This window comes from Zavarzinia sp. (assembly GCF_041650655.1).
GTDB lineage: Bacteria > Pseudomonadota > Alphaproteobacteria > Zavarziniales > Zavarziniaceae > Zavarzinia.
Genome location: NZ_JBAZKR010000047.1, coordinates 1 through 15,673 on the forward strand (window position 1 = coordinate 1; position 15,673 = coordinate 15,673).

Sequence of the window (15,673 nt, forward strand, 5' to 3'; positions counted from 1 at the left end):
CCGAGGCTCGCCATGAGGGCCAGTTGGCGGATCGAATCGATTTCGATCAGGAACAGCACGGCGAAGCCGACCGCATCGGAGAGCAGGGCGGCGAGCCCGGCCAGGAACAGGCGGCGGAAGGTGAAACGCGCGGCGATCAGGGGCGGCGTGCCGCGCGCGATGTCCTGGGTGACGCCGTTCATCTTCTGGGCGCCGTGGCTCATGCCGATGGCGAAGACGAGGAAGGGCACCAGCACCGAATAGGGATCGAGGGCATAGCCGATCAGGGCGGCGGCGCCGAGCTGCCAGACCACCGCGACCAGCGAACAGCCGACCACCAGCCCGGTCGCCCGCAGGCTGTGGGTATAGAGCAGCAGGATGGCGGCCGAGACGGCGATCGCCAGGGCGAAGAAGACCAGCATGGTCTCGACGCCGCCGATCATCTCGCCCAGCACGCGGGCAAAGCCGGTGACGCGAAGCGTGACGCCCTGGGCGGCATATTCGTCGCGCAACTGATCCAGCCGTTCGGAGAGACGGCCATAGTCGAGTGCGCCGCCGGTCTCGGGATCGCGGCTCATCAGCGGCGCGTCGATCGCACTGGAACGGAAATCACCGGCGACCAGCGAACCGACATAGGCCGAACGGGCCAGATTGGCCCTGACCTGGGCGACCGCTGCGGGCGAGCCGTCGTAGTCGTCGGGAATGACCGGACCGGCGTCCAGCCCGTCCTCGGTCACCGCGTACCAGCGGGTCGCCGGCGTCCACAGCGACGACATGTAACCGCGCTCGACGCCCGGGATCAGGAACACCCGCTCGCTGATCTTGCGCAGCGTCTCGAGATATTCGGCGCTCAACACGCCCTGGCCCTCGGGCGCCTCCACCACGATACGGATGGCATTCCACTGCTTCTCCAGCCCCTTGCGGTGCTCGAGGAAATTCTCGATGTAGGGATGGGTGGTCGGCAGCATCCGCTCGAACGAGGCGTCGAGCCGGATGCCGGCGGCGGCGATACCGAGCAGCACGGTCACCAGGGCGCAGAGGCAGAGCACGACCAGGCGGTTGTTGAACACCAGCCGTTCGATCAGGCCGCCCGAATGGCGGTCGAATTCGCGGACCGCGCGGGTCGATTCCAGCAGATCGTCGTCGTCGATGGCGGTCACGATCCGCCTCCTTCCAGGTCGGCGCGCGGCACCAGGACGAGGCCGCCGAGACCGGTGACCAGCAAGTCGCCCGCCGCCGTCTCGACCAGGCCGGTGGCCAGCATGGCGAGGCGGCGGGGCAGGGTGGTGAAATGGCGCCCGCCGTCGCGGCTGAGCAGCAGGCGGCCGTTGGCGGTGACCGCCGCCAGGCTGCCGTCGGCACGGCGGATGGCGGCGTCGATGGTGGCGTCGGTGCCGGTTTCGGCCGCCTGCCAATGCTCGCCGCCGTCGTCGCTGCGGAAGGCATGGCCGCGCAGGCCATAGGCGAACAACCCGCCGCCGCCGGTCGCGAGCAGGCCGAAGAAGCTGCCCTCATAGGGCGAAGGCAGGGCGGTGAAGCCGGCCTCGCCAGCCCGGCGGCGCATCAGAAGGCCGAGTTCGCCGGCGAGATAGAGATCGTCGCCGAGACGCGCGACGCCATAGGGATGGGCTTCGTCGCCGGCATCGAGTTCGCGCGCCAGATAGTGCCAGGTCCGGCCGCCATCCGCGCTCTCGAACGCCATCGAGAAGGCACCGTAGACGGTCACCTTGTCGCCCGCGAGATCGAGCGCCAAAAAGGGCTTGTCGGCGCCCTGTTCGGCCAGGCGGCGGGCCCGGCGCTGCACCGCCGGGGGCCAGGCATCGCTCACGGCTGCCTGGGCGATCTCCCCGGCCCGGTAGCCGTCGAGCACCAGGGACCAGGTGGCGCCGCCATCCGTCGTCGCCAGGACGACACCGAAATGGCCGACCGCGAAGCCGTGCCCGGCATCGGCGAAGGCGATCGCCGTGATGGTGGCGCCGACCGGAACCTCGGCCTGGCGCCAATGGTGGCCGCCGTCGGTCGAGCGCAGGATGGCGCCGCGCTGGCCACCGACCACTAGGGCGTCACCCGCCCGGGCCGCGGCCAGCAGGGGCGCGCGTTCGGGCGCCGCCAGGTGCAGGGCCGGGCTCGCCAGCACCGCGATATCCTCGCGCGGCCGTTCCGGGCTCACGCTCTCGGCCGCAGCCGTGCCGATCGGGCTCAGGACCGCCAGGACCAGGGCCAGGGCCAGGGCCGGGGCGAGACCCGGCCGGCGGCGCCGCTTCGCTTCGGGCATCCGTTCTCTCCCCGCCGCGGCCGAAGGGCCGCGGCTTCGTGGTGGTGGTGCGTTACTGGCCGCGGCGGGCGGCCAGGGCGTCGGGCGTGAAGATCGACATGTCGATCGTGGGCAGGGGCACCGCGCTCTGCTTGCCGCCGCTGTAATCGACCGTGTCCAACCAGATCGCGGTATAGGCGCCGGCCTGGAGGTCGTAGCCGAACTGGGTGGTGGGCAGCACGGCGGGAATGTCCGGCGCCGCCATCGAGAGCTGAATGATCATCTTCCAGAGCGCGCCGTTGCCGTCCCAATAGTCGCCGCCGAGGGGATGCCAATTGTCCTCGTCGACATACATCCGGCGGTGCGGCACCGAATGACGCTCGCCCTCGCGCAGCTTGCCGTCCAGCACCCAGACCCGGTGCTTTTCGAAGCGGATGGCGTCGGGATTGGCGAAATGGGCGCCCATCACCTTGTCGGAGGTGAGCAGGGGCACGTTGTTGTTGTTGTAGGGGACGAACATCTCCTTCTTGCCGAGGATCGTCCACTCGTAGCGTTCCATGCCCTTGCCCGAGTTGAAGACCTGGAGTTCGTCGTAATTCATCAGGCCCTGGGTGCTGGGATTGGGGTTGTCGCAGCAGACGTTGGGCGCCTTGCGCACCCGCCGCTGACCGACCTGGTAGCTCCACACCTGGGGATCGTCCATCAGGTTGCTGGGCACCCAGGCGACCACGCCTTCGCCGTTCCGCGAAGCCGGCGCCGAATATTCGACGAAGGATTTCAGGTAGTAGCCGTCGTAGCCCGCCAGCGTGCCCTTGGGGTCGTAGTAGGGATAGACGTTGGTGACATTGGCGGTGGCGACGAAGGCCGGCTTGCCGTCGGTATCGACGATGAAGCTCGGCCGGATGTAACGCATGATATGACCCTCGTAGCGGGTCAGCACGTTCTGGATCATCTGGCCGCCGTCCTTCGGAATGGGGAAGGGCGGGCCGCCGATCGCATTGGTGAAGCCGAAGCCGCAGCCCTTGTCGACGCAGCGCGCGTCGGTCGCGTTGCGGAAGGCCCAGTCGTAGACCGATTGCGGCGCCGCGGCGGTGCGCTTGGTCTTGTAGACGTCGATGCGGAAGTCGGGATTGCGCTCGAACAGGGCGCCGAAGCCGTCGAACAGCTGGTCCTTGTATTGGGGGTAGGTCGCCGCGGTGATGCTGAACAGCTTCTGCTCGCCGGCGAAGAAATCGGGCCGCGTGGTGCCGGGGGTCCAGCCCGGGGGCGCCACGGTCATGCCGCCGGTCCAGGCCGGGATCGAGCCGTCGGCATTGCCCGCCCGCTCGCCGCCCATGGGCGTCAGCGTGCTGCGCAGCAGGGCGGCCTCTTCGGGGCTCGCCGCCTGGGCGGTGACGGCCGTCAAGGCCAGCAAGGCCGAAAGCAACAGCACCTTCTTCATCGATTTCCTCCCTTTTCGTTCATGTTTCTTCGTTCGGCCGGATTGATTCCGGTCGTTGAATTGAATTCATTTTTTGAACGTTGAAGGGCGGCCCCGCCCCCCTTCGCCGATCAGACCCGTCGCGTGTTCCCGGTCATGTCGGCATCGCCCTCCCGCTTATGATTTTTTGTCACCACTGCCGGTGCTAAGAAAAACGTTAACATCGCCATACGCGGGTATTAAGTTTCTATCCGCGAACATACTGTTTCCGTACGGCACCCAATGGGCGCCGATTGACCGTCACGGGGAAACGGGCAGCGGCGGGCGGATTACTCCGCGTCGCCGCCGCGGCTCTGGTAGCGGGCGATATAGCGTTCCGTCAGGGTGTCGCAGGGCACCATGATGAAACAGTCGACGGTCTTGAATTCGGCGTCGATCACGGCGCCGTCGCCGACGAAACCGCCGAGGCGGAGGTAGCCCTTGATCAGGGGCGGCAGGGTGCGCAGCGCTTCGCGCGGATTGATCGCCTCCTTGGGCAGGCGATCCATCGCGACATAGCGGCTGTCGAGGGCGCGGACGCGGCGTTCGGGCGGCGCCAGATGGTGGTGGTAGAGATAGGACAGGGGCACCGCCAGCGCCTCGGGATCGACCCCGTGCAGGCTGCCGCAGCCGAACATCAAGCTGATGTTGTGTTCGACGATATAGCCGGCGATCGCCCGCCAGAGCGACTGGATCACCGCATTGGTGCGGTATTCAGGCGCCACGCAGGAGCGCCCGAGCTCGAGGAAATTGTCGTCCGGCCGGCGGTTGCGGTCGAGCAGGGAGAGGTCGAACTCGCTCGCCGAATAGAAGCCGCGGTTCGCCTTGGCGACGCTCTCGCGCAGCAGGCGGTAGGTGCCGACCACGGCCGGCGCCTCGCCCCCACCCGAACGATCGACCACCGAATGATCGACCACCAGGAGGTGGTCGCAGATCGGGTCGAAATCGTCGAAGTCGCGCTTCTCGGCGGCGGCGGCGGCGCTCGGCGTCGCGCCCATCTCGTCGTAGAAGACGCGATAGCGCAAACGCTGCGCGGCCAGAAGCTCCGCCTCGCCGCGGGCCAGCCGCACGTCGAGGTTCTTGGTATCGACCGACCGGCGGGTGGGCTGCGCCTCGCCCTGGCCGTCTGCGGTCTTCACTGTGTCCAGTGCCACGTCTGTCCCATCATTGGCGCGCCCGGGACTCCTGACTGCGGGAGCCCGGCGCGTGCGTTTTGTCATGGCCGGCCCTGACCAGGGGTCCGTTCATGGCAATGTCTCACTCTAGTCCTGGGGAGCCCCCCCGGTCAAACCGCCTCGCGGGTCGTCCGCCGCGCGGCTCTGCCCGCGCAGGACGACGGCGCAGAGCAGAACCGCGAGCACCCCGATACCGACGGAATACAGGAAAAATGTGACATATCCAGCACCGAGTGACGCCGTGGTGGTGCCCACCTTGGCCGCCCCCTCGGCAAAGGCCCGGGCCGGCAGGCCGTCGAACAGGGGGCTGAGCAGGGCCGCCGCACCGCTCGCCTCGGCCGAATGGGCGGCGCCTTCGACGATACGGCCGGACTGGGAGGCGATCAGCTTGCCCGGCAGGGCGTAGAGCGAGGAGAAGAGCGCATATTGGGTCGCCGTGAAGCCGGCCGAGGTGAGGCCGGACATATAGGCGATCAGGCAGGTCCCGGCGTAACCCGAGGCCAGATTGTCGAGCCCGATGGCGACGAAGAGGGCCTGGATCTGCGGCCCCTGCACGGCGAGCCAGGCATAGACGAGGTTCGAGGCCGGCCCGGCGAAGGCGCCGATCATGAGCGCGCGCAAGACGCCGAGCCGGACCACCGCGAGCCCGCCCAGGAAGACCCCCGCCATGGTCATGATCATGCCGAAGACCTTGCGCACCTCGGCCACCTCGGTCTTGGAAAAGCCGAGGTCGAGGTAGAAGGGATTCATGATGTTCAGCACGAAATCCGACAGGCGATAGACGCAGATGAGCGCCAGGATCGGCCCCGCCATCCGCCCGAAGCGGGCGAAGAAGACGGCGAGCGGCCGGCCGAAGGCTTCGTTCAGGGCGCGCCCCGGCCGGGTCGGCCGCCCGGGCAGCGGCCGGCAGGCCAGATAGATCACCAGAAGGCCGAGCAGCACCGCCCCGACCTGGAGGAAGACGGCATTGGGCGGCTGCGTCCACAGGGGCGCCAGGCCGAAGGCGCCATCGTCGAAAGTGAGCAGCTTCAGGGTGAAGGGATCGCCCGAGAGGCCGGCGCCGACGATCAGCGCCGCCGCCAGAAAGGCCAGCGCCCTGAGCAACCATTCGAGCCCGTCGTGCCAGCCGGCCCCGGCGATGGCAACGGCCGGCCGCTCCACCGGCACCCGGACCGCTTCCCGTGGCGCGCCCAGCACCCCGGCGAAACCGACCACCATGAGGCAGCCCATGGCGGCATAGGAGAAATTCCAGTCGACCGCCTGGGCCAGGGCGAGCGAGGCGCCGCCGGCGATCAGGCCGGCGATGCGATAGCCCCATTGATAGGCCGCCGCCATCGCCCCCTGCTTGGCATTTTCCGCGACCTCGATGCGCCAGGCGTCGATCACGATGTCCTGGGTCGCCCCGGAAAAGCCGACGACGACGGCGAAGGCCGCGGTCAGGCCCAGGTTCGCCGCCGGCTGCTCGCCCGCGATGAGCAGGAGGCCGGCCATCACCGCGACCTGCGACGCCAGCATCCAGGAGCGCCGGTGGCCGAGCCTTCGGGTCAGCAGCGGCAGGTCGAAGCGGTCGACCAGCGGCGCCCACAGGAATTTCACCGAATAGGCGAGCGTCGCCAGGCTGAAGAAACCGATCACCGAGAGCGACACGCCCTCGTCCCGGAGCCAGGCCGAGAGCGTGTCGAAGACCAGCAGATTGGGCAGGCCCGAGGCGAAGCCGAGCGCCAGCATGACCAGCGTCCGCCGCTCGCCATAGACCGCCAACCCGCCCAGCCCCGCCATGAAGCACTCCCGAATCACCTTGTCCATGTTTGCCCGGCCTCGCTGCCCTGGCGAGGGATTTGCGGCCGCGGTCGGATTCGATGTTTACAGCGTTCACATTCTCCGCAATGTTTATCCTATTAACATTGCGGAGGCCGGCGCCGTGGATCCCTATCTCCTGTTCAAATGCCTGCACCTGCTGGGCTTGGTGGTGTTCGGCGGCAATATCGTGGTCACCGCCTGGTGGAAGACGATGGCGGATCGGACGCGGGATCCGCGGGTGATCGCCTTCGCGCAACGGCAGGTGACGCTGACCGACTGGGTCTTCACCCTCGGCGGGGCGGTCTTGCTGGTGGTGGGCGGCTTCGGGGCGGCGGGGGTCGGACACCTGGACATGGCCGCACCCTGGCTCCGCACGGGTGAGATCCTGTTCGGCGTCTCCGGGCTGATCTGGATTGCCGGGCTGGTGCCGATCCAGGTCCGCCAGGCGCGACTGGCGCGGGGCTTCGCGGCGGGGGGCGAGATCCCGGTCGCCTATTGGCGGCTCGGCCGGCTCTGGTATGCGCTGGGCGCGCCGGCGACGATCCTGCCCCTGGCCGCCGTGGTCGTGATGGTCGCCCGCTAGGGGCGGCGTCCGAGCAATGCAAAGGGCGCGGGGGAGCCTCCGCGCGACCCGCGGCTTTTGCGGTGCAAACTTCCTTGACGCAGGAATGCCGGTCTTCGATCGTTCAGCGGCTCGGGGCGCTGCGTTCTGATCGGGAGCCGTATCGATGGCCTGTTCGTCCATGCTGGGCCGGAGTGTGGTTCGGTTGACGCTGCTCCTGGCCGCCCTGGCCGGATCCTTCCCGGCCCTGGCCGAGACGGCGCCGGCCAAGCCGCCGGCCGCGACCGTGCCGGTGACCGTGGCGGCCGCGACGCGCGGCTCCTTCCCCGTCATGCTCGACGCGCTCGGCACCGTGCAGGCGCTGAATACCGTCGTGGTGCGGACCAGGGTGGACGGCGAGATCCAGGAAGTCGCCTTCGAGGAAGGCCAGACGGTGAAGCGGGGCGACCTCTTGATCCGCCTCGATTCCCGCGCCCTCCAGGCGGCGCTGGACCAGGCCAAGGCCAAACGCGCCCAGGATGCGGCGGCACTCCGCAACGTCCAGATCGACCTCGAGCGGATCGCCCAGCTCGCCAAGCAGTCCTATGCCTCGCAGCAGCAGCTGGACGCCCAGCAGGCCGCGGTGGCCGGCGCCCAGGCGCTGGTCCAGGCCGACGATGCCGCGATCGAGAATGCCGAGGTCCAGCTCTCCTATACCGAGATCCGGGCGCCGATCGACGGGCGCATCGGCTTCCGCCTGGTCGACAGCGGCAATATCGTGCGCGCTTCGGACCAGCAGGCCATGCTCTCGATCGTGCAGACGGACCCGATCACCGTGGTCTTCACCCTGCCCGAGACCCGCGTCTTCGAAGTGAACCAGTCGATCACCGAAGGGCGCGCGCTGGGCGTCGCCGCCTATTCGATCGACCGCGCCATGAAGCTGGCCGAGGGCAAGCTCTCGGTCATCAACAATGCGGTCGACGCGGCGAGCGGCACGGTGCAGCTCAAGGCCCTGTTCGCCAACCAGGGCCTCACCCTCTGGCCCGGCCAGTCGGTCGCGGTCAGCCTGCATGTGCGCGATATCGAGGACGCCGTGATCGTGCCCGCCGCCGCCGTGCAGCGGGGCCAGAACGGCCTCTATGCCTGGGTCGTCGGCGAGGGCAACGTGGTGAAGATCCGCCCCGTCACCGTGCTGATGGAGGCGGACGGCCGCTCCGTGGTCTCGACCGGCCTCCAGGGCGGCGAGAAAGTGGTCACCTTCGGCCAATACCGGCTGCGCGACGGTATCGCGGTCGACCCGAAGGAGGAGCCGGCGGCCGACGACCAGGGGGCGGCGCGATGACCGGGGGCATTTCCGGCCCCTTCATCCGCCATCCGGTCGCCACCACGCTGCTCATGGTGGCGATCGTCTTCGCCGGCCTCGTGGCCTATCCGCTGCTGCCGGTCGCCCCGCTGCCCCAGGTCGATTTCCCGACCATCCAGGTCTCCGCCTCCCTGCCGGGGGCGAGCCCGGAAACCATGGCGGCCTCGGTCGCCCAGCCGCTGGAAACGCAATTCGCCCAGATGCCGGGGGTGACCCAGCTCACTTCCTCGTCCTCGCTCGGCTCGACCTCGATCACCATCCAGTTCGACCTCTCGCGCGACATCGACGCGGCGGCCAACGACGTGCAGGCGGCGATCAATGCGGCGAGCGGCCAGTTGCCGCGCAACCTGCCGGGGCCGCCCACCTACCGCAAGGTGAACCCGGCGGATTCGCCGATCCTGCTGCTCTCGGCCCATTCCGACACGCTGCCCCTGACCGAGGTGAACGACAATGTCGACGTCAAGCTGGCGCAGCACATCAGCCAGCTCGACGGCGTCGCCCAGGTCACCATCGGCGGCCAGCAGAAGCCGGCGATCCGGATCCAGATCGATCCCGCCAAGCTGGTCGCCAAGAACATCTCGCTCGAAGAGATCCGTTCCCAGATCGGCGTCCTCACGGTCGACAGCCCGAAGGGCAGTTTCGACGGGCCGATCCGCAGCTTCACCCTCTATGCCAACGACCAGTTGACCGAGGCGGGCCACTGGAACGATGCCGTGATCGCCTATCGGAACGGCGCGCCGATCCGGGTCAGCGACGTCGGCGAGGCGGTGGCGGGGCCGGAGGACAGCAGGCAGGCCGCCTGGTCCGACGGCAAGCGCGGCGTCTTCCTGGTCGTCTTCAAGCAGCCGGGCGCCAATGTGATCGCCACGGTCGACCGCATCCGGGCCGCCCTGCCGCATCTGCTGGCCGCCCTGCCGCCGGAGATCGACGTCCAGGTGATCAGCGACCGGACGCTGACCATCCGCGCCTCGGTCCACGACGTGCAGTTCACCTTGGCCCTCACCATCGGCCTCGTCGTCATGGTGATCTTCCTCTTCCTGCGCAGCCTGTGGTCGACCGCGATCCCGGCGATCACCGTGCCGCTGGCGCTGTGCGGCGCGGTCGCGGCCATGTGGGCGGCGGGCTACAGCCTCGACAATCTCTCGCTCATGGCGCTCACCATTTCGGTCGGCTTCGTGGTCGACGATGCGATCGTCGTGCTCGAGAACATCACCCGCCATGTCGAGAACGGCGTGAAGCCGTTCCAGGCGGCGCTGAAGGGTGCCGGCGAGATCGGCTTCACCATCGTCTCGATCAGCCTGTCGCTGGTCGCCGTGCTGATCCCGCTTCTCCTCATGGGCGGCATCATCGGCCGGCTGTTCCGGGAATTCGCGGTCACGCTCTCGATGGCGATCGCGGTTTCCGCCGTGGTTTCGCTGACGCTGACGCCGATGATGGCGGCGCGCCTGGTGAAACACGTCCCGGCGGAGCGTCACGGCCGGCTCTACCGGGCCAGCGAAGCCTTTTTCGACGGCTTGCTGAAGCTCTACGAACGCGGCCTCGACCTCGTGCTGCGCCACCGTTTCGTGACCCTGCTGGTGTTCCTGGCGACGCTCGGCGGCACGCTCTATCTCTTCACCGCGATCCCCAAGGGCTTCTTCCCGCAGCAGGACACCGGCTTGATCACCGGCACCTCCGAAGCCTCGCAGGACACCTCCTTCGCCAAGATGGTCGAGCTCCAGGAAGAGCTGGGGCGGGTCGTCTCGGCCGATCCCGACGTCGCCAATGTCGCCATGTCGATCGGTGGGCGTGGCGGCTCCGCGCTCAATTCGGGCCGCATGTTCATCACCCTGAAGCCGCGTGCGGAACGGAGCGCCAGCGCCGACCGCATCATCGCCCGCCTGCGCCCAGAGCTCGACAAGGTCGAGGGCGCCCGCCTGTTCCTCCAGGCGGCGCAGGACGTGCGCATGGGTGGCCGCTCGTCCCGCACCCAGTTCCAATACACGCTGCAGGACGCCGACGCCGAGGAACTGAACGTCTGGGCGCCCCGCGTGCTGGCCAAGCTGCGCGGCTTGGCGGAGCTCCGCGACGTCGCCTCGGACCAGCAGACCGAGGGCACCACGGTGACCCTGACCATCGACCGCGACCAGGCCTCGCGCTACGGCTTCACGCCGCAGATGATCGACGACACGCTCTACGACGCCTTCGGCCAGCGCCAGGTGGCGCAATATTTCACGCAGACCAATTCCTACCGCGTCATCCTGGAAATCCGCCCCGACCTGCAGGACGACCCGGACACGCTGCAGCAGATCTACCTGAAGAGCCCGGCCTCCGGCACCCAGGTGCCGCTGGCCGCCTTCGCCCGCTGGACGACGGAGAAGGTCCGCCCGCTCTCGATCAGCCACCAAGGCCAGTTCCCGGCGACCACGATCAGCTTCAACCTGGGCCAGGGCGTGGCGCTGGGCCAGGCGACCCAGGCGATCGACGCCGCCATGCGCGAGCTGCGCGTGCCCGCCTCGCTGACCGGCACCTTCGCCGGCACGGCCCAGGCGTTCCAGGAATCGCTCTCGACCGTGCCCTTGCTGATCGGGGCGGCGCTGGTCGTCGTCTATCTGATCCTGGGCATTCTCTACGAGAGCTTCGTCCACCCGCTGACCATTCTCTCGACCCTGCCCTCGGCCGGGCTCGGTGCTTTGGCGACGCTCATGGTGGCGGGCTTCGATTTCAGCCTGATCGCCCTGATCGGCTTGATCCTGCTGATCGGCATCGTGAAGAAGAACGGCATCATGATGGTCGATTTCGCCATCGCCGCCGAGCGCGAGCAGGGCCTCGACACCGAGGCGGCGATCCGCCAGGCGGCGCTCTTGCGCTTCCGCCCGATCACCATGACCACCATGGCCGCCCTGCTGGGCGCCGTGCCCCTGATGCTGGGCAGCGGCACCGGCTCGGAACTGCGCCAGCCGCTCGGCTATGCCATGTTCGGCGGCCTGGTGGTCAGCCAGGCGCTGACCTTGTTCACCACGCCGGTGATCTATCTCTATCTCGACAAGCTGGGCCGGCTGTTCCACCGGCGCGCGCCCAAGACGGTGGCGGCCGAATAGGGCTCAGTCGCCATAGGGCGGCACCAGGAGGCCGTGCTGAAACTCGGGTTTGGAGATGCCGGCCCCGAACAGCAGGGTGAAGTTCAGGAAGGGCGCAACCGACGGGCGGATCCGCGCTCGCGTCAGGCCGCCGGCGCCCGCCGCCGGAACGACAGCGCCTCGGCGACATGGAGGCGGGTGACGCCCGGGGCGCCGGCGAGATCGGCGATGGTACGGGCGACCTTGAGCACCCGGTGATAGCCGCGGGCGGAGAGGCGCAGGCGCTCCGCCGCGTCGAGCAACAGGCGGCGTGCCGGCTCGTCCGGGGTCGCCGCGGCGTCCAGGCGCTCACCCTCCAGCTCGGCATTGGTCGTAAGGCTGGTGCCGGCCAGGCGCTCCGACTGGACCGCCCGGGCGGCGGCGACCCGGGCCGCCACCTCGGCGCTACCCTCGGCCGGCGGCGGCAGGGCGAGGTCGGCGACCGAGACGGCGGGCACCTCGACGAAGAGGTCGAAGCGGTCGAGCAGGGGGCCGGACAGGCGGTTCTGATAGTCGACGGCACATTTCGGCGCCTTCGAACAAGCCCTTCCGGCATCGTCGAGATAGCCGCAGCGGCAGGGATTCATGGCGGCGACGAGCTGGAAACGGGCCGGATAGCTGACATGGGCATTGGCCCGGGCGACCACGGCCCGGCCGAGCTCGATCGGCTGGCGCAAGGCGTCGAGCACGCTCCGCTGGAATTCCGGCAATTCGTCGAGGAAGAGGACGCCGCGATGGGCGAGGCTGACCTCGCCCGGCCTGGCCCGCGCCCCGCCGCCGACCAGGGCCGCCTGACTGGCCGAATGATGCGGATCGCGGAACGGCCGCGTGCGGGCGATGGCGCCGCCGTCGATCAGGCCGGCGACCGATTGGATCAGGGAGAGTTCCAGCGCTTCGCCGGGGGAGAGCGGCGGCAGCAGCCCCGGCAAGCGCGCCGCCAGCATCGATTTGCCGGAACCCGGACTGCCACTCATCAAGAGGTTGTGACCCCCGGCCGCGGCGATCTCGAGCGCACGTTTGGCCGTCTCCTGGCCCTTCACGTCGCGGAGATCGGGCCCCGCCGCGGGCGCCGCCGGTTCGCCCGGGCGGGGTTGGGCCAGGAGCTGCGTACCCTTGAAATGATTGACCAGGGCGATCAGCGAGGCCGGCGCCAAGATGTCCAGCCCGCCCACCCAGGCGGCTTCCGGCCCCACCCGCTCGGGGCAGATCAGCCCGCGCCCCTCGGCCGCGGCGGCGACCGCGGCATTGAGGACGCCGGCGACCGGATTGAGCCTGCCGTCGAGCGACAACTCGCCCATGGCGGCGAAACCTTCCAGCTCCTCCGCCGGGACGACGCCCATGGCAGCCATCAGGCCGAGGGCGATGGGCAGGTCGAAATGGCTGCCTTCCTTGGGCAGGTCCGCCGGGGCCAGGTTGACGGTGATCCGTTTGGGCGGCAGGCCGAGGCCGATGGCGCCGAGCGCCGCGCGGACCCGTTCCCGGCTCTCGGCCACCGCCTTGTCTGGCAGGCCGACCACGTTGAAGGCCGGCAGGCCGGGAGCGAAGGCGACCTCGACATCGACGGGCACCACCTCGATGCCCTCGAAGGCGACGGTACGGATGCGGACGACCATGGAAACCGGAACGAAGCGAATGTTCTCCCGAGCCTAAACCGGCGGCTGTGCCCTGCGCCAGTGGCGAATGACGCATATCGGGAGATGTCGTCCGGGTCTCTGCCCCGCATGGATGCCCGGGCGGACTCTCATCCTAATTCGTCATGGCCGTGCTCGACACGGCCATCCACGAGAACACCGGACCGGACCGAGAGGCATGGATGCCCGGGACGAGCCCGGGCATGACGATCGGGAGAGATGCCGGGGGGCGATCAGAACTCGACGTCGAGTTCTTCCAGTTCCTCGGGCTCTGCCTTGGCGGCCGCAGTCCATTCGATCATTTCCGGCAGGTTCAGGATGCGATCGGAATAGCTGCGGCACTTGCGATCCAGCTTCACGTCGTAAGTCTGGAAGCGGGTGCAGACGGGGGCGAACATGGCGTCCGCCATGGTCAGCTTGGGGCCGAAGAGATAGGGACCGCCATAGGTGTCGAGGCAGGAGCGCCACAGCGCCACCATATGGTCGATGTCGGCCTGGGCGCCGGCCCAGACCTTGAAGCCGGGGAAATGGCTCTTCAGGTTCATGGGCAGGGCGGCGCGGAGGTTGGCGAAGCCCGAATGCATCTCGCCCGAGACCGAGCGGCAATGGGTGCGCGCCGCCAGATCCGCCGGCAGCAGGCCGGAATTGGGGATCACCTCGTTCAGATATTCGGCGATCGCCAGCGTGTCCCAGACCGTGATGTCGTTGTGGGTGAGCGCCGGCACCTTGAACGAAGGCGACAGCAGCAGAAGTTCAGCCCGGGTCGAAGGATCGTCGATGGGCATGACCTTCTCGTCGAAATCGAGGTCCGCCAGCTTGCACAGCAGCCAGCCGCGCAGCGACCAGGACGAATAGTTCTTGCTGCTTATCGTCAGTGTGGCCTTCGCCATGGATTCCTGCCTTCGCTCAAACGGGTTCCCACCCCTGTCCGTCGCCGATCACCACGCGGTCGGAATCACAAGGCTTAGTTTCCTGGCCCTGCCTTGTGAAATGCGACCAAAGCGCCCGCCTGGTTTCAGTTCCCTGTTGCGCTCGGTGATCCGTCCCGCTGATATTGTGGCAGTGCAGCGGAAAATGCACGGGTGAATTCGCCGCGACTGCCGCCTATGGCTAGCAAATTGTGACCTGATGCCAATCGAACCGGTGACGCATGATCTATGAGCTCTATCAGGCGCAGTCCGACATGCTGGATCCGCTTCGAGCGGCTGCGCGCGGCACCGCCACCGTGTTGCGCAATCCTTTGCTCTCCGGGCTTTCGGCCTTCTACCCCTACCGCGCCTTCACGGCGGCTTTCGACGTTTTCGGCAACACCCGGCTGACCCACGAACGGCCACCCTTCGCGATCAAATCGGCCATGGTCGGCAACCGGGAAGTGCCGGTCACCGAAGTCGCGGAATTCTCGACCCCCTTCGGCACCCTTCTGCATTTCAAGAAGGATATCGCCTTCGCCCAGCCGCCGGTTCTGGTGGTGGCGCCCCTGTCGGGACATTTTGCCACGCTGCTGCGCGGCACGGTCGAAACCCTGCTGCAGGACCACGACGTCTATATCACCGACTGGCACAATGCCCGGGACGTCCCCCTTTCGGCGGGGCGCTTCGGCTTCGACGAATATGTCGAACACGTGGTGACCTTCCTCGAGAAGATCGGCACGCAGGCCCATCTGGTCGCGGTCTGCCAGCCCTGCGTCCATGCCCTGGTCGCGGTCTGCGTGATGGCCATGAACGACAATCCGATGCAGCCGCGCAGCATGACCCTGATGGCCGGGCCGATCGATTGCCGGGTCAATCCGACGGTCGTGAACAAGCTCGCCACCGACCATCCGATCGAATGGTTCGAGAAGAACCTGATCGCCACCGTGCCGCGCCGGCTGAAGGGTGGCGGGCGCAAGGTCTATCCGGGCTTCACCCAGCTCTCGGCCTTCATGAGCATGAACGCCGACCGCCACGTGAAATCCCACCGCGAGCTCTACAACAACCTGGCCAAGGGCGAGTGGGACAAGGCGGGCCAGACCCGCGAATTCTACGACGAATATTTCGCCGTCCTCGACCTCACCGCCGAATTCTACCTGGAGACCGTGAACCGGGTGTTCCAGGAATATCAGCTCGCCAAGGGCGAGATGGTCTGGAAGGGCCAGAAGGTCGATCCGACCGCCGTGCGCCGCACCGCCCTCTTCACCGTCGAGGGCGAACGGGACGACATCTGTTCGGTCGGCCAGACCGTCGCCGCCCACGACCTGTGCAGCAAGATCCGCCCCTACCAGAAGAGCCACCACCTGCAGGCCGGCGTCGGCCATTACGGCGTCTTCAACGGCAAGAAATGGCAGGGCCAGATCTATCCCCGCGTGAAGAACCTGATCCTCGCCAACGACTGACG

11 protein-coding genes are annotated in these 15,673 nt (G+C 68.0%); 4 read left to right on the plus strand and 7 right to left on the minus strand.

All coding sequences use genetic code 11. The annotated features are described in order from the left end of the window. The 5 genes from WC493_RS12325 to WC493_RS12345 form a co-directional block, all read right to left on the minus strand. Positions 1 to 1,139, minus strand: a 1,139-nt coding sequence (locus tag WC493_RS12325) for an RND family transporter (RefSeq protein WP_373065817.1), incomplete at its 3' end; no start/stop codon positions are given. Next, positions 1,136 to 2,254, minus strand: a complete 1,119-nt coding sequence (locus WC493_RS12330) for a WD40/YVTN/BNR-like repeat-containing protein (protein ID WP_373065818.1) — start codon at positions 2,252 to 2,254, stop codon at positions 1,136 to 1,138. The genes WC493_RS12325 and WC493_RS12330, both read right to left, overlap by 4 nt. A 52-nt stretch (positions 2,255 to 2,306) precedes the next feature. Further along, positions 2,307 to 3,674, minus strand: coding sequence for a DUF1329 domain-containing protein (locus tag WC493_RS12335; protein WP_373065819.1), 1,368 nt, complete (start codon positions 3,672 to 3,674; stop codon positions 2,307 to 2,309). A 308-nt stretch (positions 3,675 to 3,982) separates the two neighbouring features. Next, positions 3,983 to 4,846: a GNAT family N-acetyltransferase gene (locus WC493_RS12340; RefSeq protein ID WP_373065820.1), complete on the minus strand. Its 864-nt coding sequence runs from the start codon at positions 4,844 to 4,846 to the stop codon at positions 3,983 to 3,985. 108 nt (positions 4,847 to 4,954) lie between these two features. Further along, positions 4,955 to 6,673 (minus strand): MFS transporter, encoded by a 1,719-nt coding sequence (locus WC493_RS12345; RefSeq protein WP_373065821.1) that lies wholly within the window; start codon positions 6,671 to 6,673, stop codon positions 4,955 to 4,957. Between the two features lie 115 nt (positions 6,674 to 6,788). On the opposite strand from WC493_RS12345, the gene WC493_RS12350 reads away from it, so the two are divergent. The 3 genes from WC493_RS12350 to WC493_RS12360 all read left to right on the plus strand — a co-directional run bounded on the left by WC493_RS12350 (position 6,789) and on the right by WC493_RS12360 (position 11,651). Then, positions 6,789 to 7,250, plus strand: coding sequence for a DUF2269 family protein (locus WC493_RS12350; protein ID WP_373065822.1), 462 nt, complete (start codon positions 6,789 to 6,791; stop codon positions 7,248 to 7,250). A gap of 184 nt (positions 7,251 to 7,434) precedes the next feature. Further along, positions 7,435 to 8,550: an efflux RND transporter periplasmic adaptor subunit gene (locus WC493_RS12355; RefSeq protein ID WP_373065823.1), complete on the plus strand. Its 1,116-nt coding sequence runs from the start codon at positions 7,435 to 7,437 to the stop codon at positions 8,548 to 8,550. Further along, entirely contained in the window at positions 8,547 to 11,651 is a 3,105-nt protein-coding gene (locus tag WC493_RS12360) for a multidrug efflux RND transporter permease subunit (protein ID WP_373065824.1), read from the plus strand. Before WC493_RS12355 ends, WC493_RS12360 begins: the two co-directional genes overlap by 4 nt. 122 nt (positions 11,652 to 11,773) lie before the next feature. Here the strand turns inward: WC493_RS12360 and WC493_RS12365 are convergent, their stop codons facing one another. Both WC493_RS12365 and WC493_RS12370 read right to left on the minus strand, forming a co-directional pair. Then, positions 11,774 to 13,282, minus strand: a complete 1,509-nt coding sequence (locus tag WC493_RS12365) for a YifB family Mg chelatase-like AAA ATPase (protein WP_373065825.1) — start codon at positions 13,280 to 13,282, stop codon at positions 11,774 to 11,776. A 251-nt stretch (positions 13,283 to 13,533) separates the two neighbouring features. Then, positions 13,534 to 14,190 carry a glutathione S-transferase family protein gene (locus WC493_RS12370; RefSeq protein WP_373065826.1) on the minus strand — a complete coding sequence of 219 codons (657 nt, stop codon included), beginning with the start codon at positions 14,188 to 14,190 and terminating at the stop codon, positions 13,534 to 13,536. Positions 14,191 to 14,450: 260 nt separating this feature from the next. Between WC493_RS12370 and WC493_RS12375 the strand changes: the two genes are divergently transcribed. Beyond that, complete coding sequence (locus WC493_RS12375) at positions 14,451 to 15,671, plus strand: polyhydroxyalkanoate depolymerase (RefSeq protein WP_373065827.1); 1,221 nt, start codon at positions 14,451 to 14,453, stop codon at positions 15,669 to 15,671. The last annotated feature ends 2 nt before the right edge of the window (positions 15,672 to 15,673 follow it).

Coding starts and splice junctions, on each gene's coding strand:
- WC493_RS12330 (WP_373065818.1), bottom strand. CDS start 2,254: ATGCCCGAAGCGAAGCGGCGCCGCCGGCCGGGTCTCGCCCCGGCCCTG.
- WC493_RS12335 (WP_373065819.1), bottom strand. CDS start 3,674: ATGAAGAAGGTGCTGTTGCTTTCGGCCTTGCTGGCCTTGACGGCCGTC.
- WC493_RS12345 (WP_373065821.1), bottom strand. CDS start 6,673: ATGGACAAGGTGATTCGGGAGTGCTTCATGGCGGGGCTGGGCGGGTTG.
- WC493_RS12360 (WP_373065824.1), top strand. CDS start 8,547: ATGACCGGGGGCATTTCCGGCCCCTTCATCCGCCATCCGGTCGCCACC.
- WC493_RS12365 (WP_373065825.1), bottom strand. CDS start 13,282: ATGGTCGTCCGCATCCGTACCGTCGCCTTCGAGGGCATCGAGGTGGTG.
- WC493_RS12370 (WP_373065826.1), bottom strand. CDS start 14,190: ATGGCGAAGGCCACACTGACGATAAGCAGCAAGAACTATTCGTCCTGG.
- WC493_RS12375 (WP_373065827.1), top strand. CDS start 14,451: ATGATCTATGAGCTCTATCAGGCGCAGTCCGACATGCTGGATCCGCTT.